Below are 26,662 nucleotides of genomic sequence, written 5' to 3' on the forward strand. Positions count from 1 at the left end.
ACCATGTTCCAGTACTTCCCTACCAATTACGTCTGGAGCCTCTCGACGATGATCGCCCTCACGCACGGCGGCAACATCGGAGAGGTGGATGCGATGTGCGCGCCCCTGCTCGAGGCGGCCCGCGCCGGCGACGATCCCGGCACGCAGGCCTTCTACGAAGCATGGAAAGGCGGCGCCGACAACCTGATCGCGCTGGCCGACGACGATCTGGCGCGCGGCCACACGCTGTCCGCAGGAGAGAAGCTTGGCCGCGCCGGCCTGTATTACGGCATTGCGGAGCGCATGCAGGCACACGGTTTCGAGGCCCGCCTCGCGATCTACAAGCGTTCGCTGGAACTGTTCGAGCAGGGCCGCAAACTGGCCCGGGAAAACTGCGTGCGCGTGGAGATTCCCTATGCCGGCACACACCTGGCTGCGCTGTATGTGCGCGCCGAAGGTCTCGCGCCGGGGCAACGCGCGCCGATCGTCGTCGTGATGAACGGGCTCGACTCGACCAAGGAAATGCTGCAGAAGAGCGTGATGGGCACGATGTTCGCGCGGCGCGGGCTGTCCGCCCTCTTCGTCGACCAGCCCGGCACCGGCGAGGCCCTGCGCCTTGCCGGCCTGCCAGCCGTGCACAACACCGAAGTCTGGGCCGCGCCCATCGTCGACTGGCTGCAGCAGCATCATGAAGTCGATCCGCAGCGTATCGGCGCGCTAGGCGTATCGCTGGGCGGCTACTACTGCCCGCGCGCCGTGGCGTTCGAACCGCGCTTCGCGTGCGGTGCCGTCTGGGGCGCGAACCACGACTGGCGCGAAGTGCAGCAGGCGCGCCTGAAGCGTGAAGGCGAAAACCCGGTGCCCCACTACTGGAAACACGTGCAGTGGGTGTTCGGCGCGAAGGATATGGACGACTTCCTCGCCAAGGCACAGCACATGCACCTGAACGGCGTGCTCGACCGTATTCGCGTGCCCTTTCTCGTCACGCACGGCGAGAACGACCGGCAAATCCCGTTGAAATATGCGCACCAGACCTATGAACAACTCGTCAACAGTCCGAAGAAGGACCTGTTCATTTTCACGGCCCGCGAGGGCGGCGTCGAACACAGTTCGCTCGACAACCCCTTGAACGCCGGCAACCAGATTGCCGACTGGCTGGCCGAACAGCTCGGCGGTTCGGTCGCCTGACCGGACGATTCCACATCGCATACAGAGACACACTATGGCACTGGTCAAGAAAGTCCTGATCGTCGGCGGCGGCATTGGCGGCATGTGCGCCGCGATCATGCTGCGCAGGCAGGGCATCGCCGTCGATCTCGTCGAAGTCAATCCGCAATGGGCGCCGGACGGCGCCGGCATCACGATCAGCGGCCCCACGCTACGCGGCCTGCGCGAGGTCGGTGTGATCGACGAGGTATTGCGCCGCGGCGGTTCCTGGAAAGCCGTCGATATCTGCGACGCAAACGGTCAACTGGATGTGACCGTACCCGTAGCGCCGGCGATCGGCGCGGAAGATCTGCCGGGCGCTGCGGGCATCATGCGCACGGTGCTGGCCGATATCCTCGGCAACGCCACCCACGACGCCGGCGCGAACGTCCGGCTTGGCTTGAGCTTCGAGAACATCGTGCAGGATGAAGACGGCGTCGACGTGATCTTCACCGATGGCAGCCGCGGCCGCTACGATCTGGTGATCGGCGCAGACGGCATCAATTCGGCCACACGCAAGCTCGTGATGCCGGACTTCCCTGGTCCGAAGTTGACGGGTCAGGGATCGTGGCGCGCGGTGGTGCCGCGCCTGCGGGAGAACTCGACGATCTGCATGGGCAAGACCACCAAGGCGGGAATGAACCCGATCAGCGCGACCGAATGCTACCTGTTCGTGCTCGACAAGCGCGACGGGACGGACTTCATCGCACCGGATCAATGGCCGCTGATGCTCGCCGGATTGCTGGAAGAGTTCGGCGGAGCGATCGGTGAATTCCGCGCAGGCCTGCTGAACGGCTCGCTCAAGAGTCATCGGATACTGTACCGGCCGCTTGCCGGTCACATGGTCGCAGCGCCGTGGCACAAAGGCCGTATCGTGCTGCTCGGCGATGCGGTGCATGCCACCACGCCGCATCTGGCGTCGGGGGCTGGTATCGCCGTCGAAGGCGCCATCGTGCTGGCCGAGGAACTGCAGCGCCGCCATTCTCTGGAGGGCGCATTGGTCGCTTACGCGGGCCGTCACTATGACCGCGCGCGGCTGGTGGTCACGGCCTCGGGCCGCATGGGGCAGATCGAGCAGGAAGGTGGCTCGCGTGAAGAACATACGCGCGTGATGGTCGAAGCGCAGCAGGCTCTGCGTGCGCCGCTTTGACAGACCGCGTTTTCCAATACGCACAGTTTTGCATGGGACCGGAGACACACTGACGTGACGACATCGAATAACGCCAACGGCCGCGTGGCCGTTGTTACCGGCGCCGCCGGCGGACTGGGCGAGGCGTTCGCGCTGCGCCTCGCGGCAAGCGGCCACGAACTGGTCCTGACCGACCGTGAACCCTGCGACGCGCTGGCCGCGCAGATCAATGCGGCCGGCGGTCGCGCTACGAGGTTCGCCTGCGATCTCGCCGATCCGGCCCATGTCGAGCGCTTCGCCGCACAAGTGCTCGAACAGGTCGGCAAGGTCGATGTGCTGGTCAATAACGCCGCCTTCATGCCGATGGCGCCGCTAGCGTCGATTACGGCGACGCTGTGGCGGCAGATCATGACCGTCAACGTCGATGCACCGTTCCTGCTCGCTCAGGCATTCTCCGTCGGCATGATTGAGAGGCGCTGGGGGCGCATCGTCAATCTGGCGTCCAGCACCGTCTGGGGACCGCCGCCAGGCATGTCCGCCTACGCGAGCAGCAAGATGGCCGTGATCGGATTGACGCGTGCTCTCGCTGCCGAACTCGGTGCGCATGGGATCACGGTCAACGCCATTTCCCCTGGCCTGACACGTCATGCGGGCAGCGCGGCAAATTTGCCGGCCGAAGCGTTCGACGCCGTGCGCGCACGCCAGTTTATTCCGCGCACCGAGGTTCCTGACGACCTGACCGGCGCACTGGCGTTTCTCTCATCCGACGATGCCCGATTCATCACCGGGCAGGTGCTGAACGTCGACGGCGGCGGGTTCGGCTTCTAACGCTTGACCTCAGGGGGCACCGCATGTCTTGCAGTCTTCGTTCATGTCATTGAGCTGCCTGGACGCGCGCCAATCAGACTAGCGCGACCATTGCCGGATCAGGTTGCCCCCAAACAGCTGCGTGAGTGTCTGCTGATTTTTTAAGGCGTTCTGCAAATTGTGATGGGCAATGCGGGCGTGCTCGCGCATCAGCGCTTCGGCACGCGCGCCCTCGCGGCGCTCGATCGCGTCGAGCACCGCGCGGTGCTGAGTCTGCGCAACGATCAGCACGTTGTACGCATCGGGCGCGACTGCCTGCACCTTCACAAACCCGCTCGGCGACGCGAACGGCAAGGCCATCGCTTTGGATAAATGTTTTTCGACGACACTGCTACCGCATGCGGAGGCCAGCAGGCGGTGAAACCGTTCATTGAGCTCGATGTACTGGGAGAACTGCGGCTCGGACAGGTTGGTATCGCCCAGGACGTCGTCGATCTGCGCAACACAGTCGCGCAGTTGCGTCATCAACGATGGATCGACTCCGCGCTCGGCTGCGAGCCGCGCGGCCAAGCCCTCGAGGGTGCCCCGCAGCTCGATCGCATCGTAGATCTCATCCGCGGTAAACGAGCGCACAGCATAACCGCCCGACGGCAGTGGATCGAGCAGACCTTCGTCCTGCAAACGCATCAACGCCGCGCGCACGGGCGTGCGCGAAACGCCGAGCCTGTCGACCACCCACAATTCGGTGATGCGCGCCCCCGGCGCCAGTTCACCCGCGAGAATCAGCTCACGCAGACCTAGCTGTGCTTTTACCGTTTGCGACGCCGAACTCGATGCGCCCGCATCGAGTTGGGTTGAATCGTTTTGCTCCACGCGTTGTGCTCCATGCGTTGTGCTTCTGGTGTTGTGCTTTTCGCGTTGTGCTTCTCGCGTTGTGCTTCAGGAATGGCCAGGCGGTTGCGGTATCCGTACGTCACCGCGTCGCCACGCCGTCACAAGTCAAGCACCAGTATCGGCGACTTCGAACGCGAACAGCACGGCAGAAAGCAGTCGTTGGCGTTCCGTTCGTCGTCGGTGAGATACATATCCCGATGATCCGGCTCGCCCGACAGCACACGCGTCAGACACGTACCGCAGACGCCCTGCTCGCATGAGGTCGGCACGTCGACACCCGCGGCCGTCAGCGCTGCGATAACCGTTTGCCCGCCTTTGACGTCGATCACCTGCCCGCTGCCGGCCAGCTTGACCTGGAAGTGGTCGCTCGCGGCCTCGGGCTGCACGGGCGCGGCGAAGTATTCCCGATGCAGGTTCCGTTCATCCCAACCGGCGGCGAGCGCGATGCTCAGCACTGCCTCGATAAATCCCGCCGGCCCGCATACATACAGATGCTTGCCGGGTTCAGGGGCAACCAGCAACGCGCGCAGATTCACACGTTCGTCCGCGGGCGCGCTATCGAAGTATAGATGAACCCGCCCCGCGAACCGCGCATCGGCGAGCCTTTCACGAAACGCCGCGCGGCCCGGATCACGGGTGCAGTAGTGCATCTCGAAGGCCGCCCCCGAAGCCGCGAGATGCTCGGCCATGCTGAGAATCGGCGTCACGCCGATGCCGCCCGCCAGCAACAGTGCGTGAGTCGTGCCACCCACGATCGGGAAGTGATTTTTCGGTTCGCTGATCTCCAGCAGTTGACCTTCGGCGAGCGCATGCATCGCGATCGACCCGCCCCGCGAACCGGCTTCGCGCAACACGCCGATCACGTACCGATGCGTCTCGCCGGGAGCGTTGCACAACGAATACTGGCGCACGAGCCCATCGCCCACATGAACGTCGATATGCGCACCCGCGGAAAAGGCGGGCAACGCCATACCGTCAGCGCTCGCCAGTTCGAACGCGCAGATGTCGTTGGCAATCGTGCTTTTACGGATGATTCTGACTTCCATGCGGGACCTCAGGATGCAGCGGCGACAGGCTGGCGCTCGTTCGCGATGAGGCGCTCGATCACGCGGCGCGACTGAACGCCGCCCGCGTCGATGTTCAGCTTCAGCAGATTGCGCTCGGGATGGGCCAGCAGATTGCGCTGCTGCGCCTCGAGCATCTCGAGGTCTTCCGCGAAAATCTTGCCCTGTCCTTCGCGAATCGTTTCGGTAAGCTTGGTATCTTGCGGGTTGAAATTGCGTGCCATGCCCCAGAAGTACCAGATCGACGTGTCGGTTTCAGGCGTGATGAAGTCGACCACGATGCTCGACGCCTTGTGCTGCGGATCGGCGTGGTAACCGCCCTTGCCCGCATGCGCGACGCCCACCTCGATCATCACGTGGCTCGGCGGCGCGAAGCGGCAGATCTGCCAGCGATCGCACGGCACGTTGTCCGCGAGTCCGTTGCCGCGCAATGCAGCCGCCCAGAATGGCGGCGGCATGATGTTTTCCATGAAGCGGCGTGTCACGACCGTGTCACCCTCGACCTTCGTCTCCGGCGCGGCCTCCTCGATTTCCGCCTGACCGATACTCGACGCGTGCACGTAGGTTTCGTGTGTGAGGTCCATCAGGTTATCGATCATCAGACGGTAGTCGCAAGCGATGTGATAGAGGCCGCCGCCGTATGCCCATTCAGGGTTTTCCGCCCATTCGAGGTGATGGATCTTTGCGGGATCGGCGAGCGATGGATCGCCGGGCCATACCCAGATGAAACCGTAACGCTCGACCGCGGGGAAGCGGCGAATCGCCGGAAACCCGCCGACCCGCTGCCCCGGCATGCCGGCGCACTTACCCTCGGCGCCCATCTGCAGACCATGGTAGCCACAGACCAGTTGACCGTCGCGCACGAACCCCAAAGACAGCGGTGCGCCGCGATGCGGGCAGAAGTCTTCGAGCGCGGCGACCGCGCCGTCGGGTCCTCGAAACAACACCATGCTCTCGTTGCAGATCCGGCGGCCAAGGGGCCGGCCGGCGATTTCATCGGGCGTGCACGCCACGTACCAGGTGTTTTTCAGGATCATGTCTCCACCACACATTGTATACATAAATTAAAACCAGATTGATGGCGCACCGATCTCATACGCCAGAACATGCATGATTTAAGGTATAAAACGCATGACCCTTCGTACGCGGATGACATCACACACCTTCATTTGACGACGATTGTATACATTGCGAGAGGGATGTCTAATCTTTCCTCGTCATTTGCGGGTAAACACGGGCGATGCGCACGGCGAGTTCATCCGCCGGAACGTCAGCGTTTGCCGCCGCGCTTCGACATCCGGTAAGCGAACTGCGCGCGCGTCAAACCCACGAGCCGTGCAGCCGCCGACACGTTGCCGCGCGCACGCGACAGTGCGTCGGCCAGAAGTTGCGCCTCGACTTCGCCGATCGATATGGGCGCCTGCGAGAGCGCTTGCGCGGACACCGGCGCGCCCAACACGGCAGCCTCCGTCAACCCGCTCGCCGGTCTCACTGCCGGCTCGGCGCGCAGGATGCCGCCGTCTACCGAATACAGCTCGGCCGCCGGCAAAGGCTCATGGCGAAACAGATGAGCGAGGTCGATCGGCTCGTCATCGTCGACGGCGATCACGCCGCGCTCGACCATGTTGCGCAGCTCACGGATATTCCCCGGGAACGCGTAGTTCAGCAGCGTGCGTCGCGCGCGCGGCGTGAGGCCAGGCGTAGTGCGTCCATGCTCGCGGCAAAACTGCAGCATGAAGCCGTCGATCAGCAACGCAATATCGTCGCGGCGTTCGCGCAGCGGCGGAATCACGATCGGAAACACGTTGAGCCGGTAAAACAGATCCTCGCGAAACCGGCCGCACTTCACCTCTTCGCGCAACTCGACATTGGTCGCCGCGATCACGCGGACATCGACCCGCAGCGTGCGCACGCCACCGACGCGCTCGACCTCGCGCTCCTGCAGCACACGCAGCAGCTTGCCCTGCGCCGCATAAGGCAGGCTGCCGATCTCATCGAGAAACAACGTGCCGCCCGACGCGCGCTCGAAGCGCCCCGCACGCGACTGCATCGCGCCGGTGAACGCACCGCGCTCGACACCGAACAATTCGGCTTCGACGAGCGAATCGGGCAACGCCGCGCAGTTGACGGCGATGAATGGTCCCGCCGCGCGACGGCTGCGCCGATGCAGCGTTGCGGCGAACAATTCCTTGCCTACGCCGGATTCGCCGGTCAGCAGCACCGCGGTGTCGGTCGGCGCGACGCGCTTCATCGCATCGCGAGCCGCGACAAAAGCGGCAGCGCGCCCAACCAGCCCGTCGTCGTCCAGCGTGGAGGCGGCCCGCGCAGCCGGGCGGCGAATCCGTCCGCCCTTCTCCGTCGTCTCCGCCTTCTCTGTCGTCTCCGCATGCAACGCGGCACTCTCGCGCGTCCCTTCGTTACCGTCCACCGCCGGCCAGTCGAGATAGCGCAGGTCGTCCGCGACGTCGTCCCACCGCAGCGCGTTGCGCCCAGTCACGCGACACACCGCGCTGCCCATCGCCCGGCATTCGACCTCGCGAAAGATCACCAACGTGCCAGTCAGCCCGCTCACATAACCGGTCGCATAGCCAAGCTCCATCCAGCAGGCCGGCTCATTGCCGACTCCGTAGGCCGCGATATGCTCGTCCGCTTCCGACGAGTGATGCCAGAGAAATTCGCCGTCGTAGCGACCGCTCGCGGCATCGAACGCAAAGTGCAGCGGCTCGACTTTCACCACGCCTTCGAGCGCGTGCAGACGCGTGCCCGCCGCCAGCAGCGATGCACCCTCGGCTTCGGGCCAGCGCTGCCGTACGAGCGCCGCATCGCGTGCGCCCGACGCATAGCCGGCACGAGTGAGCAAGCGGCGCGCGGATTCGCTGCCGACACATTCGATCAACTCGCGCCGCAGGGAGCCGAATGCCGCGCTGTGCAGCAGCAGCATGCGCTGGTCGTTGAGCCAGATCCGGCCGTCGCCAGGCGAGAAGAACAGGCATTCGGCCAGATCGCCGAGCGTCGGCGCAGCCCCGGCGTCGAGATGCGCGCTGTCGCCCGGTTTCATCAGCGCACCCGAGAGACGCACGGCTTCCGCGAGCGAAACTCGGGCGGGAGCGGCCGGCGATCGTGTGGTCGAATCGAACATGTGCGTCTCCTTGCGCTCTTCGTTTGTGCCGGGAGCAGGAAATAGTTATCTTATGAAATCATCAAAAACCATATTTATTATTTGATATAACTTTTATCAATTGCGCAAGCCGAAGATACCCCGGCCATGCCGACGCGCCGCGCTGACGAATGCCCGGACAACAACGCGTCTGCGTGCCTCACGCCATGCCATCCGCGCCCGGCCGCCGTGACCAGGCAGGGTCATCCAGCATGCGCAACCGCAATGGCATGGCTATTGCGTAGAAGTTCGTGCGCCTACTGATCCGCGCATCTATTCAAACCAAGGAGACAAGCAACATGGCAGAAGCCCAGCCAAACCGGCTCATCGATCAAGCACAATGGACCGGCCGCCTGTTCGGCGGCGCGGACGGCACCTGGTATGCGGCCGGCGAAACGCGTGACGTGATCGAGCCCGCCACTGGAGAATGCCTCGCGCAAGTCGGCCTTGCGCGCCCGGCCGATGTCGCGCGCGCCGCGGCTCAAGCCGCTGCGGCACAACCGGCATGGGCCGCGCTTGCGCCCCGCGAACGCGCCGCCGTGTTTCGCCGCGCCGCCGCAGCGTTCGAACGCGACGCCGATGCGCTCGCGCGCTACATCGCCCGCGAAACCGGCGGCATTCTCGCGAAAGCGCAACATGAAGTCGCCGAGGCAGCCACGCTTCTGCACATCGCCGCAAGTCTGCCGCTGCAGCCGCAGGGTCTCGTGCTGCCGACAACAGCAGGCCGCCTCAGCTACGCGCGGCGCGTCCCGCATGGCGTAGTCGGCGTCATCTCGCCCTTCAACTTTCCACTGATCCTGTCGATGCGCTCCGTGGCGCCTGCGCTCGCGACGGGGAATGCCGTCGTGCTGAAGCCCGATCCGCAGACGCCCATCTCCGGCGGTTTCCTGATTGCGCGCGCGTTCGAGGAAGCCGGACTGCCGCCGGGCCTGCTGCAGGTACTGCCCGGAGACGCCGACGCGGGCGCGGCGCTCGTCGAAGCGCGCGAGGTCGGGATGATCGCCTTCACCGGCTCTACCGCTGCGGGACGCAAGGTTGGCGAGCTTGCCGGACGCCATCTGAAGAAAGTCTCGCTCGAACTCGGCGGCAAAAACACGCTGATCGTGCTCGACGACGCCGACCTCGACGTCGCGGCAAGCAACGCCGCGTTCGGTGCGTTTTTTCACCAGGGGCAGATCTGCATGGCAACCGGCCGCATCGTCGCGCATCGCAAGATCGCCGCGGAACTCACGCGGCGACTCGTCGAGAAGGCCAGTCATTTGCCGGTCGGCAACCCGGCGAGCGGCACTGTCGCGCTCGGACCGCTCATCAACGCCCGGCAGCTGGCGCAGGTGGACGCAATCGTGCGAGCCTCCATCGAAGCGGGTGCCGTGCTCGAAGCAGGCGGCTCCTACGAACGGCTTTTCTACAAGCCAACGGTGCTGTCGAATGTTCAGCCCGGCATGCGCGCGTTCGACGAGGAAATCTTCGGACCCGTCGCGGCCATCACGCCGTTCGACACCGACGATGAAGCCGTCGAGCTGGCGAACCGCACGGAATACGGCCTGTCATGCGCGGTGATCAGCGCATCGGTTGGCCGCGCAACGGCGATTGGCGAGAGGCTGAAAAGCGGCCTCCTGCATATCAACGATCAGACCGTCGCCGACGAATGCGTCAACCCGTTCGGCGGGCGCGGACAGTCCGGCAATGGCAGCAGCGTCGGCGGTCCGTCCGACCTGGACGAATACACGCAATGGCAATGGGTGACGGTGAAAGGCGCTGCCAGCTCGACGCCGTTCTGACGACTACCGACAACAAGGAGACAAGCAATGAGAATCAAAGCCGCAGTCGTGCGGGACAAGGGCGGACCGCTCACCCTGGAAACACTCGAGCTCGAAGACCCCCGCGATGACGAAATTCTCGTGCGCGTGGTGGCGACCGGTGTATGTCACACCGACGTCGTGGTGCGCGACGGCCTGCTGCCAACGCCGCACCCGGTGGTGCTCGGCCACGAAGGCGCGGGCATCGTCGAACGGGTCGGGCGCAGCGTGAGTAAGGTTGCACCCGGTGACGCCGTCGTCATGACCTACGATTCGTGCGGTCAATGTCCTTCATGTGTCGCGCATGCGCAAAGCTATTGCCATGCGTTCTTTCCGCGCAACTTCTTCGCCAGTCGCGCGGACGGCAGCAGCGCGCTCTCGAAGGACGGCGAGCGGATTCACGGCAATTTCTTCGGACAATCGTCGTTTGCGACGCATGCGCTATGTCACGAACGCAACGTCGTGAAGGTGCCCGGTGACGCGCCGCTCGAACTGCTCGGCCCGCTTGCGTGCGGCGTGCAGACCGGCGCCGGCGCTGTCATGAACGCGCTGAACGTGACGGCCGGCGCCAGCTTCGCGGTATTCGGCGCCGGCTCGGTCGGGCTTTCGGCCGTGATGGCCGCGCGCGTGGTCGGCGCGACGACGATCGTCGCGATCGACCTGCACGATGAACGGCTCGAGTTCGCGCGCAGCGTCGGCGCGACGCATACGCTGAACCCCGAGCGCGACGACGTGGTGGGATCGCTCATCGCGTTGACGGGCTACGGGATCGACTACGTACTCGATACGACCGGCGTCGCCAGGGTGATCCGTCAGGCGGCCGACAGTCTCGCGCCACGCGGCACCTGCGGGATCCTCGGCGCATCGGCGCCCGGCACCGAGATCGTGCTCGACGAGGTGCATTTCATGAGCGGCGGACGCCGCCTGATGGGGATCGTCGAGGGCGAATCGAACCCAGATGCGTTTATTCCGACACTGATCGAACTGCACCGGCAAGGGCGTTTTCCATTCGACCGGATGGTGAAGTTCTACTCGCTCGGTGAGATCAACGCGGCAATCGCCGATTCACTCGAAGGGCGCACGATCAAGCCGATCGTCCGGATGTAAGTCCCCGCAGCAAACGAGTGCGAGCGCCGGTCACCAACCCGGCGCTCGCATGCGAAGTCATCTGGATCTGTTACATGACCGCGCGAGATCACGAGAGACCGCGCGTGAGCGGCAGCGTGAGCGACAGCTTGAGCGAAGCGAACCCTCCGCTGTCGTCTGCGCTCAACGCAGTGCGCTGCGCAATGCCTGTGCGAGTTGCTGTTGCGCAAGACGGGCCGCTGCGACGGCGCCGCCCATGCTGATGAAGCCGTGCGCGAGCCCGTGATATTCGATTGCCGTCACGGCATTGCCGGCCGCAAGCAGGCGCTCGCCGTACGCCAGGGCTTCGTCGCGCAACGGGTCGAACGCGGCAATCTGAAGCAGCGCCGGCGGCAGGCCGGCGAGGTCCGGGGCGAGCAGCGGCGCGGCGCGGAAGTCCGAGGGAACGATGCCCTCGCCGAAATAGTGGCGCGCGAAATAGTCGATCGAACGCAGGGTCAGCGTCGGCCCATCGGCATGGCGGGTTCGCGACGGATAGTCGCCATGGACGCCGGCCGCTGCCGGCGGATACACCAACGCCTGGAATGCAATCGCCGGCCCGTTGCGATCTCGCGCCAGCAGACTCGTTACCGCTGCAAGCAAGGCGCCCGCGCTATCCCCGGCAACCGCGATGCGCGCATCTTCGCGGAGCAGTTCGGCGGCATGCGCCGCCACCCATTCGAATGCTGCCCACGCATCGTCCACTGCGGCGGGAAACGGATGCTCGGGTGCGAGGCGGTAGTCGACCGACACGACAACCGCCCCCGCATCGTCACTCAATTGACGGCACACGTTGTCATAGCCATCCAGATCGCCGAGCACGAAGCCTCCACCGTGGTAGTAGACGACGATGCCGTGAGGCGCTTCACCGCGCGGCGTGTAGATGCGCAAACCAAGCGGTCCGCCTGGACCGTCGATCGTGCGCTCGGACACGTCTACGTCTGCCGGCGCAACGTCGGCGGCCGCGAGAATTTGCCGGTACAAGCCGCGAGACGCGACAACCGGCAGATCGCAGAGGTCAGGCACACCCGCCGCGCTCGCCTGTGCAACGATGGCTTCGAGTTGTTTATCCAGCATGGTTGATCCCGAACAGTTGAGCTTGCGAATATCGGAACTGCGTTTTCATTCTGACCGACGCGACGATCCGCGCCGAGCCGTGCGATGCACGCCATGGCTCCGCGTTACCGCGGCGCCATCCGCAACGCGCCGTCGAGCCGGATCACTTCGCCGTTCAACGCCACGTTCCGCACGATGTGCAGCGCCAGCTCCGCGAACTCCTCAGGCTTGCCAAGCCGCTTCGGAAACGGAATCGAAGCCGCAAGCGACTGTTGAACCTCTTCCGGCAGCGCGTAGAGCAATGGCGTGAGAAAGAGTCCCGGCGCGATCGTCATCACGCGTACGCCGTACTGGGCGAGATCGCGCGCAAGCGGCAACGTGAGCGAGACGAGGCCGCCTTTGGACGCCGCGTAGGCCGCCTGCCCCACCTGACCGTCGTAGGCGGCCACCGACGCTGTGCATACGATCACACCGCGCTCGCCGTCCGCCATGGGCTCGGCCGCCGTCATGCGGGCGGCTGCAAGGCGGATCGCGTTGAACGTCCCGAGCAGGTTCACGTTGATGACCCGCGCGAAATCCTCCTGCGGCATCGGCGCACCGTCGCGGCCGACGAGCCGCTTCGCGCCGCCGATCCCCGCGCAGTTGATCAGAATCCGTGCCGGGCCGTGCGCGCGCTCGCCGGCGTCGAGGGCCGCTTCGATTGAGGCTGCATCCGTAATGTCGCAACGCTGGGCGACCGCATGAGCGTGGCCAAGTTCTTCCGCCAGCGCGTGCGCCGCTGCTTCGTTCACGTCCAGCAACGTGACTCGCGCGCCCGCTGCAACCAATGCGCGCGCCGTCTGCGCGCCGAGCCCCGATGCGGCGCCGGTGACGAGCGCCGCCTGTCCTTCTGCTTGCATATCCCAGGTTCCTTTAAAAGATTAGCCAACCTGCGCCGTTTCAGGCTTCGCGCCGAGACCGAGCAGGCGCACCGCGTTGTCCTTGAGCAGCAGTTGATGCACTTCCGGTTTGAAGCCGGCTTTCTGGAAATCGTCGAGCCAGCGGTCCGGATGAATCAGCGGGAAATCGGAGGCGAACAGCATCCGCTCCTTCAGCAGCGAGTTCGCGTACTGCACCAGTTGCGGCGGGAAATACTTCGGCGACCAGCCGGACAGGTCGATATAGACGTTCGGCTTGTGCAGACAGATCGACAGTGCCTCGTCCTGCCATGGCCACGAGGGATGCGCGATGACGACCTTCATGTCGGGGAAGTCGGCCGCAACGTCGTCCAGGTGGATCGGTTCCGAGTACTTGAGCCGCAGACCGCCGCCGCCGGGCATGCCGCTGCCGATGCCGGAATGGCCGCTGTGGAATATCGCAGGCAACCCGTATTCCGCGATCACCTCGTAGAGCGGATACGCCATCCGGTCGTTGGCATAGAAACCCTGCACGGTCGGATGGAACTTGAAACCGCGCACGCCGCATTCCTCGATCAATCGCCGTGCCTCGCGTGCGCCCATCTTGCCCTTGTGCGGATCGATGCTCGCGAACGCAATCATGATGTCGCGGTTGTTCGCGGCGAACTCGGCGATCTCCTCGTTCGGAATACGGCGGCGGCCCATCTGGCTCTCGGCGTCGACGGTGAACATGACGAAACCGATCTTGCGTTCCCGGTAATAGTCGATCGTCTCGGGAATAGTCGGACGGCGCCCCTTGCGCAGCACGGTGCCGAAGTATTTGTCGGCCGCGTCGTCGAATTCCTTGCCGAACAGATCGGGCGGCTGGCAACACGACACCTCGGCGTGGACGTGTGTGTCGATTGCGATCAGATTGTCGATATCCATCAGGCGCTCCTCCATCAAAGACTCTTTTCGGCGGCCGCGATCGAGCGCGGCACCCAGACCGTTAGTGTGGCGTCGCCGCGGTAGAGCGCGTCGACGATCGCGACGCGCTGCAAGAGCACGGCACGCTGGTTAATCGAGCCTTTGTCGGTCACTTCGCCGGTCGCGAGAGACGGCGGCGGATCGAGTAGCGCGGCACGCGCGACGCGGCTCGAGGTGCCCGTGCCCTCGGAATACAATGCGTCCAGCAACGCGCGGAACATCTCGACGACTTCCGGATGCGCGTAGACCTGCGCCGCCGGCACGTCAACAAATGCCCCGGCAAGCTGACGGCATGCGGCAAGATTCGGCACGATCAGGATGCCTATTTCGTGGCGGTCGTGTCCGGTAACGACAACGTCGCCGACATAGGGACTCCCGGCCGCAATCACGCGTTGCCGCAGCGGACCCACGCTCACCCAGGTGCCGGTATTCAGCTTGAAGTCTTCGGCGACCCGGCCGTCGAAAACGAAGCCGCGGTTGGGGTCCGACGGATCGAGCCAGCGTACCGCGTCGCCCGAACAGAAGAAGCCCTCTTCGTCAAACGCCTCGGCGCTCTGTTCCGGCGCACGCCAGTATCCGGACGTCACGTTCGGACCGCGATAGCGCACCTCGAGCTTGCGGCTCTGGCCGTCGCCGACCGGCACGAGCTTCAGCTCCATCCCCGGCAGCGGTACGCCGATCTGCCCCGCCACCACTTCGGTCTCGACGATCATCAGCGCGGAGGGTGCGGTCTCCGTCATGCCCAGTCCGGTATTCATCACGATCCGTTCACCGCAATGCGCGACGGCAGTTCGGTGAAGACGGTCCCAGACGGGTTGTTCGAGTGCGGCTCCGGCATAGAACTGCATGCGCAGCCGATGATAGAAGGTCGCGCGCAACCCGGCATCCTGCTCCAATGCACGGGCAATTTCTTCCCACCCTTTCGGCACATTGAAGTAGACCGTCGGTGAGATCTCACGCAGGTTGGCGAGCGTTGTCGCCATGCCGTCCGGCGTCGGCTTGCCGTCGTCGATGTAGAGCGAGCCACCGTGGAACAGCGTCAGTCCGAAATTCTGGTTGCCGCCAAACGTGTGATGCCAGGGCAGCCAGTCGATAAAAACCGGCGGTTCTTCGGCAAGAAACGGCCACGCCGCGGTTTCCATCACGAGATTGCTGGACCACATCCGGTTCGTGTTGATCACCGCCTTGGGCATCTTCGTCGAGCCCGACGTGCACAGGAACTTGACGATCGTATCGGGACCGGTCGCGGCCCGCGCCCGCTCGACAGCGTCGGTCGGCACGGTGGCGGCCAGTTCGTCGAGCAAAGTACTCGTGCGTGCGGCCGGCGGCGTCTCGCCGACGACGACCTCGACGTCGGCCGGCACCGCTTCGCACAAGGCCGCGGCAAAGCGCGCGCCGTCGTCGGCGAAGACGAGACCCGGCGTCAGCATCGACAGAATGTGGCGCAGCTTCCCGTAGCTCTTGTCCAGCAGCGAATACGCGGGGGATACCGGCGCATACGGAACGCCGGCGCACATGCAGCCGAGCGCAACCAGCGCGTGTTGCAGCGAGTTGCCGGACAGAATCGCGACCGGGCGTTCGGCCGAGAGGCCACGCGCGAGCAGCGCCTCGCCGATACTGCGCGCCGCAGCGGCGGCTTGCGCGTAGCTGACATGCTGCCACTGTCCGTCGGGGCCACGACGCGCCATCAGGGTGCGCTCGGGCGCGGCGGCGGCATGCTCGAACAGCCGGTCGATCACGCGCTCGGGATAGGGACCCAGCGGCGTGGTCGAGCGAACGCGGAGCGCGCCGTCGGCCGTTTCGATCACTTCAAGGGGACCGACGCCGAAATTTACGCGCCGATAGGTATGTACTGGCATCAATTGTCTCCGTCCATCATCCTGTTTGCGGTGGCCGTGTGCGGCCATCTTGTTGCGTGATGATCTTGTTGCGTGATGAGCGAGCGCGGATTTATGTGGGGCGCACGCGGCCGACCTTATGTTCGAGGAACGCCGCCAGCCGCTCCTGCGTCTGCGGGTCGCTCAGCGCAATCGCCGCCATCAGCGACTCGGTCAGCAGACCGTCCTGGATCGATTGATCGGCGATTCGCGGCAGCACCTGTGTCACGGCGTAGTTGGTGGTCGGCGAGTTCTGCGCGATCCGCCCGGCAAGTTCCCGTGCCTTGGCGAGGCCTTCGCCGTTCTTCACCAGATACTGGGCGATCCCGGCGTCATACCCTTCCTTTGCGTTATAAACCCGGCCGGTCAGCATCATGTCCGCCATCCGTGCGACGCCGATCAGGCGCGGCACCCGCACCGACGCGCCACCGCCCACGAAAAGGCCGCGGCTGCCTTCCGGCAACGCGTAAAACGCCGATTCCTCCGCGACCCTGACGTGGCATGCCGAGGCAAGCTCAAGACCGCCGCCGATGGTCGCCCCCTTCAATACCGCGACGACCGGCGCCCGGCCGAACTGGATCTGCTCAAAAGCGGCGTGCCACATGCGTGAATGATGCATCGCCTCCACCGTGCCGCGCTCGCGCATCTCGGCCAGGTCGAGCCCCGCACAAAAATGTTCGCCCTCGGCGTGCAGGACGATCGCCCGCACCGCCTCCGGCATCGTTTCGAACGCATGGCGCAATTCCGCCACTAACGCATCGCTGATCGCGTTACGCTTGGCGGGGCGATTGAGACAGACCAGCGCTATCGATTCCTCGAGCTGGACGTTCAGATACTGATAGTCAGGTTGCGTCATGTGCATGGTCGTTGAACATCGGTGTTGAAACAATGAATTAGTTATACACCATAACTATTTGGGTGACAAGCCTGGGCATGCGCGTTGCAGGCCCGCACGCCTCTTTTCGAAGAGGCGCGTGTTATGATCGATATGCCCTCTCTTGCGCGAAAACGTCTATCCCCATGGCCTCAAAACCCGCTCCAGACAACACTGCCGACGACCAGGCCGACCAGGCCGAACTGCTCGGCCTCGTGGGTTACAACCTGCGCCGGGCGTACCTCGTCATCCAGTCGCAGTTCGATGAACGGATGGAAAAACACGACCTGCGGCAAGCGGAATTCAGCGTGCTGTCGATCGTGAAAAACAATCCCGGGATCAATCAGAAGGCACTGGCGGAAGCGCTCGTGGTGGCGCCGCCCAATCTCGCAACGCTGCTTGACCGGCTCGAGGCGCGTGGCCTGCTCACCCGGCAACGCAATCCAGACGATAAGCGCGCGCAACTCGTCGAACTGACGGCGCAAGGCACGCGACTCTGTGGCCGCGCCCTGAAAGCGGCGGCGGAAGCAGACGACGCTGCGGTAGACAGGCTTTCCACAGCCGAACGCGAGCAGTTGAAAATGCTGTTGAGAAAGATCTTTGTCGACTGAACCGGCAGCTGTCCAGTCGCGGCAATGCCGCGACCGGGTACGAACGAACTGAAGCAGGCGAACCTGCTGAACACCGCTCAGAAGTGTGTCTGCATGCCGATACGGCCAATGAACTGCGAAGCTGAGCTCGACGCCACCATCACGTCGTTGATCTGCGCGTTGGCCCCCTGATTGGCGCGTTGATAAACGGTCGCGACATAAACGCTGGTGCGCTTCGACAGTGTGTACTGCAACATCGCCGTCAGCTGGTGCGCGTGATTGTCGTCAACCACCGCGTTCCCCTTCATATACGAATACGCGCCGCTCAGGCTCCACACGTTACCGATCTGCCACACGCTGCCGGCCTCGATCTGCCATACGCCAGCGCCGTTCAGATTGTTGTGCACGGTTGTGAACAATCCCGTCAACGTGACCGCGCCCAAGTGATAGTGGGTGCCGATACCCCAGTTACGCACGCTGTCCTGACCACCGGTGGTCGCCGTCTTGACGAGCGTATAGGCGGCATTCACGCCGAATGCGCCGTTCACATAGTTGAGCCCGAAGCTCGACGCGTTGCCCGACCCAATCGATCCAGCCACGCCGCCGAAGCCGTACATGGCACCGGCCGAGAATCCATTGAAACTCGCGCTCTGATACTTGACCGAATTGGTGATCCGCTCGCCGGCCATCCGGTCCCAGTCGAACGCGCCGGTCGGATTGTTCGGTAACGCAAGCTTCGCGAATGGCCCGTTGCGGAAGTCGTAAACACCCGCTGCGTAAAGGGCCGCGTCGTTGTAGCCGAAAAACAGCGAGTCGACCATGAAATCATACTGATTGCCTAGCGTGAGACGGCCAAAACGATCGTCATCGAGACCTACGTACGCCGTGCGGCTGAACAGGCTCTGTCCGGGCATGAAGGAGCCGCTGCCGAGTTGGAACTGATTCGTCAGGTCGAAAACCGCCCGCGTGCCGCCGCCGAGATCCTCCTTGCCGGTGAGCTTCAGAAGGTTCGGCACCGCGATCCCGTCATCGAACTTCAGGGTATGACCGCCACCCTCGTTGCTGACGTAGGACACCCCGCCGTCGATCAGGCCGCTGATCGTCACGCTGCTTTGGGCAAACGCGTGACATGCGAAGAGCATGCCCGCCGCCGTACCAATCGCTTTCATCTTCACTGACTGTCTCCTTACCTGATATCAAAGTTGCGACTTCGCGTCGTCGTTTGGTTTAGTGCTGCTTCTGTGGCGCGACCTGATCTGAATGCGACGGCTCCGGACGAGGCAGTTCATGCTCGCCACGGGCTCGGGAAGGTCGGATCTGTGCGGACGCGCGGGAACTCAAGCGCCGCTGACACGGCGCGCATCGAAAACCGGTGTGCCGGCGTTTCAGGCCGCGTCGCTCGAAGCGCCGGACACCACCGCGCGACGCTCGAGTTTGCGTGGCGCGGTCTCGACGAGGAACAGCGAAACCGCGGCGCCGGCGATCAGGCCACCAAGCGCGAAATCAAGCGTGGAAGCAAGGCCGAAGTGTTGTGCGATAAAGCCCGCAATCGCAGGCGCGAGACCGCCGCCGAAAATTTCACCCGTGCCGGACACAAACCCGACCGACGACGCAACCAGTCCAAGCGGCGCCGCTTCGGTGGCGATAGGCCCGCTTAGCAGTCCGAGCAGTCCCAGCGCGAACACCGAGATGCCGAACAGGAGCACGAACAGCAGTTGCGGATTCGAGCCGGTGCGGGAGAACACGTACAACAGCACCGCTGCAGCTACGAACGCGACGACTGCCGCGTTGCGACGTCCGATGTAGTCGGAGACGCCCGCCACGCCGAAAGAACCGATGAATCCACCGAAGCCGATCGCCGACACGACGAAACCCATGCTCTGCGTATCCAGATGCAACACTTCGACGAGATACGTCGGTACCATCGCGCTGACGACGAAGATGCCCGCCATCGCACATAGGATCGCGGCCATCGCGAGCAATACGTTCCGGCTGGCAAACAACGCGGTCCAGCGCGGCCTGGCTACGCCCGCGGCAGACGACGCAGGCTCGTTACGTGGCCGATCACGCAAGGTGCGGGCAATCAGCCACGCCACAATCAGCCCGGGCACCGCCGAAATCATGAATACCCAGTGCCACGACGGAACGACCCGCAGCAACTGCGTCGCGAGGATGGGTGCGAAGCCGAGACCGAGCAGCGAGAACATGCTGAGCTGCAAACCCTGGTTAAAACCGCGCCGCGACGGCAACGACGCTTCCCCGGTCGCTGCGACGCTTGCCGGCGTGAACGCGCCTTCGGCGATACCCATTACCGCGCGGATCAGCATCAGACTAGCGAAGCTCGTGGCGAGCCCCGACAGACTCGATAACAGGGAAAACGCGACCATCGTCACAACGAGTATTTTCTTGCGGCCAATGCGGTCGGACACGGGCCCCATCGCGATTGCCCAGATTCCCCATGTGACGCTCAGGATGCCGATCAGACTGCCGAGCTGCTGAAAATTCAGCCCCAGATCGCGCATCATGTGAGGAAACAGTGGCGCGACGATCCAGCGGTCGAGACCGACGAGGCCAAACCCGAGGCCGAGCAGAACAAGTGTCTTACGCTCGTAGGTCGTATCGTGTTGCGTGGTAATGCTCATGAAAGTGTCTCCTGTCAGCCCTGCATTTGATTATGATTTATATTTGTTATATATCATAAGTTGTTTACGAGGGAATGCAAGCAGGGACTGGTAGGGGAAAACGCTGAAGGCCACGCGGCCCCATCCCGTCTCAATGTTGAGACAGGTTTTGCGGCACCTCACTCCCGTTCGTCGCCGCCTTGTTGCGCCTGAACATTCGTGGGATCCCCGCGTCAGCCTTATGCACGCTGGACGCGCGGTAGCACAGGCTCGCCCGCGCCCTTGGGGAAACGGGCATTTCCAATTAGATCGAGCGTCCTGCGTGTAACGCAGGCGCAACATTAGGCGCCTGTCTGGCACCTGCCGACCGCATTGCGACCATGCTGTTTATCGCGCAGCAAGCGTTTGCGCTCTTGTGGCACGGTCATTGCGATACGAGATTCACGAGCGAGTCTGTTGCGACCGACATCAAGCCCAGAGCAATCCAGGGATGCGATATAGACCTCGCACGCGTGGCCATGGGAACGCCCATGCGTTTTTGACGCAAACGGTGGGGTCCATTGAAAAATCAAGCCGTGAAAGACCGATTAAACGGTTTGCATTAAAAATTAATTATAGATAGTGAAAACGGCCAATCAGGCTGCTTTCACTTGGGGGGAGAAACTCGTGAAAGCGATATTTCGTACCGGCATTGCTTGCGCAATGCTCGTGGCGACTTGCGCGTTGCCTTTTCCCGCGCAGGCCACCCTCGGCGGGAGGGTCAGCAGCGTAGGCAGCGACCAGGTTCGAATGCATGCCACGGCCCACAGCGTCACTTCGCAACTCGCATACACCGTGCATCTGATTACGCTGCCCTCGGGCACGGTGTTACGCGAGTATGTCGCGGCGAGCGGAATCGTGTTCGGCGTCGCCTGGGAAGGACCGACATTGCCGAATCTGAAGGCTACGCTCGGCGAAGCTTTCGATCAATATGTCGCGGCCATCGCGACGCGCCGGGCAACCCCGCTTGCTGTCTCGAACGATACGCTGGTGGTGTTCTCCGCCGGCCATTTGCGTGCGTTCGCGGGCTACGCGTATTTGCCGCAAGCAATGCCGGCCGGCGTCGACGCCAGCGTCATTCAATAGCGGAGCAATCATGCGCGATCCAGATTCGCTCCTTCGTTCAGGCTCGCTTCTTAAGCTGCTCGCGGCGACATTGCTTGCGGTGCTCATGGTTGGATGCGGGGGCGGCGGCGGTGGGTCATCCGGTACATCGGCGCCAGCGCAGTCGCTCACGAGCGCGCCTCCCGCGCCGCAAGCGCTGGCGTCTAACGCCGCGGCGGTGACTGTCGATTTCGGCGTGATTGGCGTGCCGAATATACCCTTCGTCAGCGTTACGCTCTGCGTGCCGGGCACGACGCAGTGTCAAACCGTCGATCACGTCCAGGTTGACACCGGCTCGTCGGGGCTGCGCCTGTTCGCCTCGCAACTTCCACCGTCGCTCCTGCTGCCGCAGCAGAAGGATAGTGCGGGCAATCCGCTTGCCGAGTGCATGCAGTTCTTCGACGGTTATACGTGGGGATCGGTGCGGCTTGCCGATGTACTGATCGGAGGTGAAAGAGCTGCGTCGCTGCCCGTTCAGGTGATCGATCCGAGCTATGGTGCCATGCCGTCGGACTGCAGCAGTCTCGGCGCGTCTCGCAATACTCCGACGAGTATGGCGGCTAACGGAATACTCGGCATTGGCGTGTTCAAGCGCGATTGCGGCCCGGCCTGCGCGCGCAACGCCGTGCCGGCGACCTACTATGGCTGCGTCGGGGACAGTTGCACGTCGATCGCCGTCGCCGAGAGCCTGCAGGTTGCCAATCCGATTCCCTACTTCGCGACCAATAACAACGGCTCGATCCTGATGCTGCCAACCGCGTCGGCAAGCGGCGAAACATCGCTCACCGGACAACTGGTGTTCGGCATCGGCACGCAGAGCAATAACGGCTTGGGCAATGCGCAGGTGATCGGGGTCAGTCCGTCAAGCGGCACGTTCAGCACGGTGCAAAACGGCACGACCTATTCGAGGAGCATCATGGACAGCGGCTCGAACGGACTCTTCTTCCAAACCAGCGCGCTGCCGATCTGCGCGAGCCCGAACAACTCGTACTACTGCCCCGCAACGACGCAGCAGTTGAGCGCCATGATCGAGGGTGTGAATGGTACGAACAGTGCGGTCTCATTTGAGGTCGGCAATGGCGCTGAGCTCATGCAGATTCATGGCAGCATTTCAGTGATGCCGCTGCTTGCCGGTCCGGCAATCGTCACCCCGACGATCTTCGTCTGGGGCATGCCGTTCTTCTACGGGCGCAACGTCTATGCCGCCGTCGAGCAACAATCGACGCCCGGCGGCGTGGGTCCGTATATAGCGTACTGAGATACGCTCAACTGCACGGCAGGAAATCGACAACGTCGAGTCTCTCTTCGATAGCGCGATACGCGCACTTCTGCTGATTGTCTGCACGGGCAATACAAGAAGGGCGCGCCCCTCACGTATGACTGCATTCGCCAACATTGGGTCCCATTCGGACACGCGGTGTCAGAAATTGTAATTGTTCTATAGGATCGACTCCAGTGAACAAGGCACTTCAGTAAAGATCCGGACATCTCAACGATAAAGAAGTGATGCGGCGACAGATTGGGAAGCAGGGACGCGTGACGGGCAACTCTTGAGTCTCTTTGCAGAAGCGCCTCGTTGCAATCGCACGTTCGGCAAGTCTGCGGCGTTGAGGAGGGCTGCGAGCCGGAAGGCCGCCGCCGCGCTCGACGCGGGTCGGTTGCGAATCCAGAAGTCTATCTGCGGCACGACAGCCGGCGTGGCTGTGTAACGTGGCTGTGTAGCGCGCCTTCGTGCGTGATGACGGCATTCCTTGAAGCGTCGAAAGAAGCGAATTGTGTGTGGAAGTCCGGGGAGTCGACCGGTCCTGTCATGTGATCCCTGCTTTGTTACTACGTCCTTCAACGGCTTCATCACAAATGGGACTCTGCAGATTGCGCGCATATCGACCTCAATTCGCGCCGCAAGCGCTGGCGCTCGCCGTTGCACTGCTATTTTCGGCGTCGGCGCATGCTGCCGACCCGGCACTGAACTCTCTCGGCCAGGCAGGCGGCCTGGTGATTCCCTATGCGTACCCGTTGCCGGAAGGTGTCGGCGAAGCACAGTACAACGACTATATCGACCCTCGATACGGCAAGAAGGCGACGGGTTCCCAGATCTACTGGGGGGCGGTCGGGCTCCTGCCGTATGTCGAGGTTGCCGGCGGGCTGGCGAACTATCCGGCAGATGTGCCGGCGCCGTTCGCCGGAGCGGACCATGTTGTCCTTCGTCATTTGATGGCCGATGTCAAACTGGCCGTGCCGCAGTTCTTCAAATATCAGCCGGCCATCGCTTTCGGCATGACCGACATTGGTGGTCAAACCCATTTCTTTCGCTCGAAGTACGGCGCGGTATCCCAGGCCGTTGGGCCGCTCAACCTGACAATCGGCTATGGACAAGGCGATCGGCTCGATGGCCTGTTTGGAGGTGCCCAGCTGTCGCTTTGGCATACGGGACTATCGCTGCTGGCAGAGCATGATTCGAAGACGCCCTACGTAGGCATCCGTTATCAATCGCCTCGCATCAGCTGGCTAGCCGACGCGAACGTAATCGGCACGATAACGCGCGCGGTCAGATCGACAGACGGCGTATCGCCGCGCACGTCGATCTCGGTGGGGATCCAGATACCGTTCGGCAACCGGTTCAATTCGCAGCGCTGCGCAGACGGTCTGTGCGACGGCACCCACGCACAGGTGCAACAGGCACCAACCGACGCAGCCGCGAACGAAGCGATCGTGTCGCGCAACTTGCAGCCGCTACCCGAGGCGGCAATGGCGGAACAGCCGAATCGCCTTGCCGGAGAGGGGGTTCCATTTGTGCCGCCGCTGCAATCCCAGGCGACTGTCGTTGTCGCCGAAACAACCCCTGCGGTGTCCGCTGAGCGCGCGCCCGCTATTTCCGAGTCGCTGGACACGTCCGCGCTCGATTCGATTGCGGCGCAGCTGTTTGCCGCTGGTCTCGAACGCGTGCGAGTGGGGATCAGCGGCCGGGATCTCATCGTCGAATACGAGAACCACCGGTACAACCAGAACGAAGCCGACGCGCTTGGCATCGTGCTGGGCGTGGCGAGCATCAACGCGCCGCATGGCATAGAGCGAATCCGCGCCGTGGTCAAGAAGGCCAATGATGCGCTCGCCGACATCGCCGTCGATCGCGAAGCCTACGCACAGTTTCTCGCCGGTGGGACACCTTCGGCAGCAAGCGCATCGATGACGATGCGAACGCGACCGACCTATGACGCGGACTCGATTGCATGGCATGGCGACGATCGGCGTCATGGACTCACGCGCATTCAGATCTCGCCCGTGACGAGTTATCTCTATGGCACGGAGTATGGAAACTTCGATATTTCGCTAGCGGCAAATATTCAAGGATTCGTTCCGCTCTGGCGGGGCGCCGAACTGTACGCGAGCTACATCGCGCCGCTGTACAACACGAAGAATATGGACGATCACCGCGTGTTTAGCCAATACCGCCTACGCGGCGGGTTGGCCACTGCCGCGTTGGCGCAGAGTTTCTGGATCATGCCGCAAGTCCTGAACGTGGCCGCCGTGGGCAGGTTCAACTACCACTACGTGGGCATCGAGAACGAAACCACGGCATTCGTCCCAGGCCGTCCGGACATCGTGCGACTGCGTCTCGCGTATCTGCACCAGGAGCCTGGTCAAGACATGCTGTCGCACCAGGAAAACGCAATGATCACCTACCGATGGGTTCAACCTTCGTGGAACCTATGGATCGAGGGTGGGGTGGCGCGCTATGTCGGGGGCGACAAGGGTCCCCTGATCACGCTGACGCGCTGGTTCGACGACGTATCCGTCAGCGTGCATGGCGAACACAGCGGCCGTGGAAGCTTCGTGGGTGCGAGCATCAGCTTCCCGCTCACGCCGCGTCAAGGTATGAAGCCGGGCATTACCCAGCTCGACGGCGCCCAGTCGTTTGCGCTGGATTTCCGTACGCGCGTTGGATCGACCAACTACCTGTCGCCCAATGCAGCGGAGAACCTCAACTTCCCCTATAGCACTCAGCAATATCTGCTGAACCAGGGACGCTTTAGCGCGGCCTATTTCTCGACGCAAATGTATCGCATGCGCGACGCGTACGACCGCTATGCAAAGCCGGACGGTGTTCCGCAGAAGTCGGATTGACATGGAGAGACAACCGGCTGCTCCGCCGTAAAAAGTGACGCCGCGGCAGTCCGTGAAAACCGTTTGCAGGATGTATTGACAGTGCAGGCTCTTTCACCGGTCACATGGTGAGTGACTTTCTTTCGGAGAGAAATCATGAAGCTACTTGATACCCGCGCATGGCGTGCGCTGCAGTTAGGATCGATTGCGCTGGCGAGCAGCGCGCTCGTTGCATGTGGAGGCGGCGGCAATTCGCCAACTTCGACAATTAAAGGAACGGCGGCGGTCGGTGCTCCGGTGGCTAACGGGACCATCCAGATGAGTTGCAAGAACGGCTCCAGTAGTGGGACTTCAGATTCGAACGGAGCATTTTCGAGCACGTTCCACTTCGACGGTCCATGTTTGCTCACGGTCACAAGCGGTTCGATCGTCCTCAATTCTTTTGCTGCCGGTGCGGGCACGTACAACATTACGTCGCTCACACAGCTGCTTTTGAGCTACCTTGCCGGACAGCTCGGCACGACGCTCAACGGTCTGCTTGCCGGCATCACGACGAACTCGACTTACCAGAGTGCGCTGACGAATAGCACGGTGATAACCAACGCAGAAAACGCGGTGGCTCAGTTGATCAAAAGCACGTACGGCATAACGTTGTCTACGAACTCGTTCCTGACCGTATCGTTCACGCCAGGGCAACCTGGGGCGGACGCGGATCTCGACGCCCTGCTGGCCGCTGGCGCCATTACGAGTAACGGTCAGCCCGCTGCATCGCTTGTAAGCGCGGCGCTTGCCGCAGGCGCTGCGGCACCCATTTCAGGTGGCACCGGATCGACTAACCCGACCGGCGGGACGGGGGGAACGGGTGGAACGGGCGGAACAGGGACGTAGACAAGATGGCGCTCGGCGGGGCTATTCAACTCATTCGGATACCTATGATTTCCGGATGGGCCTGCAGGTCACGCTCGGGTTGTTGATGCATGGAGGCGGCGTGCCATATGGGAGATGGCCGGCCTACGCCGGCCAGCGTGTTGCCGTTGAGGCTTACTCAGTCACCAAGTCGACACGGCCGAGACGCGTAGCGGCTACCGGCCGGGCTCGTGTCAGGAAGGTGAAGATCATCCCCGGGGGAGACCAGCATGACCGCCGCCAGTACATACACGAGGCTGCTGAAAGGACGACGGTAGCTCGCCACCATCGCCGCGTGATCGAGCCCGCCAGCAGGCCAAGCACCGACGGGCTGTCCCAGCCGCTACGCGGTGCCCGCATCGCCGCATCGGTCAACAGCGCAAGTGCGGCCATGAAGCTCATCGCGCCCGGCCGGTACTCGACCGATCAGACAATGTCAGAGGAGATACCGTCCACTCCCGATCAGGGG

21 protein-coding genes are annotated in these 26,662 nt (G+C 63.2%); 10 read left to right on the forward strand and 11 right to left on the reverse strand.

What is annotated here, in order from left to right; all coding sequences use genetic code 11:
* Positions 1-3: 3 nt before the first annotated feature.
* The 3 genes from DSC91_RS11655 to DSC91_RS11665 are packed head-to-tail and all read left to right on the forward strand — an operon-like array spanning position 4 to position 3,142.
* Positions 4-1,167 carry an alpha/beta hydrolase family protein gene (locus tag DSC91_RS11655; RefSeq protein ID WP_115778270.1) on the forward strand — a complete coding sequence of 388 codons (1,164 nt, stop codon included), beginning with the start codon at positions 4-6 and terminating at the stop codon, positions 1,165-1,167.
* Between the two features lie 34 nt (positions 1,168-1,201).
* Positions 1,202-2,335, forward strand: coding sequence for an FAD-dependent oxidoreductase (locus DSC91_RS11660; RefSeq protein WP_115778271.1), 1,134 nt, complete (start codon positions 1,202-1,204; stop codon positions 2,333-2,335).
* A gap of 54 nt (positions 2,336-2,389) precedes the next feature.
* Positions 2,390-3,142: an SDR family NAD(P)-dependent oxidoreductase gene (locus DSC91_RS11665; RefSeq protein ID WP_115778272.1), complete on the forward strand. Its 753-nt coding sequence runs from the start codon at positions 2,390-2,392 to the stop codon at positions 3,140-3,142.
* A gap of 78 nt (positions 3,143-3,220) precedes the next feature.
* Here DSC91_RS11665 and DSC91_RS11670 read toward each other — a convergent pair whose 3' ends face one another.
* From DSC91_RS11670 to DSC91_RS11685, 4 genes are all read right to left on the reverse strand, one after another.
* A complete protein-coding gene (locus DSC91_RS11670) occupies positions 3,221-3,994 on the reverse strand; it encodes a GntR family transcriptional regulator (protein WP_115778273.1) in 774 nt (257 codons plus the stop codon).
* Positions 3,995-4,113: 119 nt separating this feature from the next.
* Positions 4,114-5,061 carry a PDR/VanB family oxidoreductase gene (locus tag DSC91_RS11675; protein WP_175172012.1) on the reverse strand — a complete coding sequence of 316 codons (948 nt, stop codon included), beginning with the start codon at positions 5,059-5,061 and terminating at the stop codon, positions 4,114-4,116.
* Positions 5,062-5,069: 8 nt separating this feature from the next.
* Positions 5,070-6,116 (reverse strand): aromatic ring-hydroxylating oxygenase subunit alpha, encoded by a 1,047-nt coding sequence (locus DSC91_RS11680; protein ID WP_115778277.1) that lies wholly within the window; start codon positions 6,114-6,116, stop codon positions 5,070-5,072.
* Positions 6,117-6,349: 233 nt separating this feature from the next.
* A complete protein-coding gene (locus DSC91_RS11685; protein WP_115778279.1) occupies positions 6,350-8,218 on the reverse strand; it encodes a sigma-54-dependent Fis family transcriptional regulator in 1,869 nt (622 codons plus the stop codon).
* Between the two features lie 317 nt (positions 8,219-8,535).
* On the opposite strand from DSC91_RS11685, the gene DSC91_RS11690 reads away from it, so the two are divergent.
* Both DSC91_RS11690 and DSC91_RS11695 read left to right on the forward strand, forming a co-directional pair.
* Positions 8,536-10,017: a benzaldehyde dehydrogenase gene (locus DSC91_RS11690; RefSeq protein WP_115778281.1), complete on the forward strand. Its 1,482-nt coding sequence runs from the start codon at positions 8,536-8,538 to the stop codon at positions 10,015-10,017.
* A 27-nt stretch (positions 10,018-10,044) separates the two neighbouring features.
* On the forward strand, positions 10,045-11,142 hold the full coding sequence (locus DSC91_RS11695) for an NAD(P)-dependent alcohol dehydrogenase (protein WP_115778283.1): 1,098 nt from the start codon (positions 10,045-10,047) through the stop codon (positions 11,140-11,142).
* Positions 11,143-11,304: 162 nt separating this feature from the next.
* Here DSC91_RS11695 and DSC91_RS11700 read toward each other — a convergent pair whose 3' ends face one another.
* The 5 genes from DSC91_RS11700 to DSC91_RS11720 all read right to left on the reverse strand — a co-directional run bounded on the left by DSC91_RS11700 (position 11,305) and on the right by DSC91_RS11720 (position 16,811).
* On the reverse strand, positions 11,305-12,237 hold the full coding sequence (locus tag DSC91_RS11700; RefSeq protein ID WP_115778285.1) for an alpha/beta hydrolase: 933 nt from the start codon (positions 12,235-12,237) through the stop codon (positions 11,305-11,307).
* A gap of 104 nt (positions 12,238-12,341) precedes the next feature.
* Positions 12,342-13,115: an SDR family NAD(P)-dependent oxidoreductase gene (locus tag DSC91_RS11705; protein WP_115778287.1), complete on the reverse strand. Its 774-nt coding sequence runs from the start codon at positions 13,113-13,115 to the stop codon at positions 12,342-12,344.
* A 21-nt stretch (positions 13,116-13,136) separates the two neighbouring features.
* Positions 13,137-14,039 (reverse strand): amidohydrolase family protein, encoded by a 903-nt coding sequence (locus tag DSC91_RS11710; protein ID WP_115778289.1) that lies wholly within the window; start codon positions 14,037-14,039, stop codon positions 13,137-13,139.
* Between the two features lie 14 nt (positions 14,040-14,053).
* Complete coding sequence (locus DSC91_RS11715; protein ID WP_115778291.1) at positions 14,054-15,937, reverse strand: feruloyl-CoA synthase; 1,884 nt, start codon at positions 15,935-15,937, stop codon at positions 14,054-14,056.
* 91 nt (positions 15,938-16,028) lie between these two features.
* The gene (locus DSC91_RS11720; protein WP_115778293.1) at positions 16,029-16,811 is read right to left on the reverse strand and encodes a crotonase/enoyl-CoA hydratase family protein; all 783 of its coding nucleotides are present in this window, start codon (positions 16,809-16,811) and stop codon (positions 16,029-16,031) included.
* 164 nt (positions 16,812-16,975) lie between these two features.
* Here DSC91_RS11720 and DSC91_RS11725 point away from each other — a divergent pair, with 164 nt between their 5' ends.
* Entirely contained in the window at positions 16,976-17,440 is a 465-nt protein-coding gene (locus DSC91_RS11725; RefSeq protein WP_115778295.1) for a MarR family winged helix-turn-helix transcriptional regulator, read from the forward strand.
* A gap of 77 nt (positions 17,441-17,517) precedes the next feature.
* Here DSC91_RS11725 and DSC91_RS11730 read toward each other — a convergent pair whose 3' ends face one another.
* Positions 17,518-18,588 carry a porin gene (locus DSC91_RS11730; protein WP_115779802.1) on the reverse strand — a complete coding sequence of 357 codons (1,071 nt, stop codon included), beginning with the start codon at positions 18,586-18,588 and terminating at the stop codon, positions 17,518-17,520.
* 216 nt (positions 18,589-18,804) lie between these two features.
* A complete protein-coding gene (locus tag DSC91_RS11735; protein ID WP_115778297.1) occupies positions 18,805-20,061 on the reverse strand; it encodes an MFS transporter in 1,257 nt (418 codons plus the stop codon).
* A 681-nt stretch (positions 20,062-20,742) separates the two neighbouring features.
* On the opposite strand from DSC91_RS11735, the gene DSC91_RS11740 reads away from it, so the two are divergent.
* The 4 genes from DSC91_RS11740 to DSC91_RS11755 all read left to right on the forward strand — a co-directional run bounded on the left by DSC91_RS11740 (position 20,743) and on the right by DSC91_RS11755 (position 26,175).
* A complete protein-coding gene (locus DSC91_RS11740) occupies positions 20,743-21,165 on the forward strand; it encodes a DUF2844 domain-containing protein (RefSeq protein ID WP_115778299.1) in 423 nt (140 codons plus the stop codon).
* Positions 21,166-21,175: 10 nt separating this feature from the next.
* Complete coding sequence (locus DSC91_RS11745; RefSeq protein ID WP_115778301.1) at positions 21,176-22,441, forward strand: DUF3443 domain-containing protein; 1,266 nt, start codon at positions 21,176-21,178, stop codon at positions 22,439-22,441.
* A 599-nt stretch (positions 22,442-23,040) separates the two neighbouring features.
* On the forward strand, positions 23,041-25,308 hold the full coding sequence (locus tag DSC91_RS11750; protein WP_115778303.1) for a YjbH domain-containing protein: 2,268 nt from the start codon (positions 23,041-23,043) through the stop codon (positions 25,306-25,308).
* A 135-nt stretch (positions 25,309-25,443) separates the two neighbouring features.
* On the forward strand, positions 25,444-26,175 hold the full coding sequence (locus DSC91_RS11755; protein ID WP_115778305.1) for a carboxypeptidase regulatory-like domain-containing protein: 732 nt from the start codon (positions 25,444-25,446) through the stop codon (positions 26,173-26,175).
* Positions 26,176-26,662 lie beyond the last annotated feature (487 nt).

This window comes from Paraburkholderia caffeinilytica (assembly GCF_003368325.1).
GTDB lineage: Bacteria > Pseudomonadota > Gammaproteobacteria > Burkholderiales > Burkholderiaceae > Paraburkholderia > Paraburkholderia caffeinilytica.